Origin of the sequence: Bartonella sp. TS82HLJMH (assembly GCF_042193495.1) — a bacterium.
GTDB lineage: Bacteria > Pseudomonadota > Alphaproteobacteria > Rhizobiales > Rhizobiaceae > Bartonella > Bartonella grahamii.
In genome coordinates this window covers 1-310 of record NZ_JBHILU010000049.1, presented here as the reverse complement: position 1 = coordinate 310, position 310 = coordinate 1, and the positions used below count along the sequence as shown (strand labels likewise).

General features: G+C 40.3%; 1 protein-coding gene. It reads right to left on the bottom strand.

Going from position 1 to position 310, the window contains the following annotated elements; genetic code table 11:
• A partial coding sequence (locus ACFIKO_RS09010) for a hypothetical protein (protein ID WP_375673842.1) occupies window positions 1–310 on the bottom strand: 310 nt, incomplete at both ends.

Genomic DNA, 310 nt, shown 5'->3' with positions numbered 1-310 from the left:
GCAATAAAGTTGAGAACCATTTATCGCACCAGTTGACGTTGCTGTAATCAAACCAACATTAACACCGGAAAGAGTCCGTGCCGCATTATCAACGCTTGCAATACTTACGTTAGCTCCACTTACTGCTCCACCAATGGTAATAAGCCCTGTATCATCTTGCTTAACAAGACTATCACCCACCACATTAGTAACTACATTCTCAATCTTTTTATCAAGACTCGTGAAAGAACTACTTACGCCTGTAAAGGCATCTGCAACATTATGATAGTTCTTGTCAGCTCCCTTACCATTCTCATCAAATACCTTAACT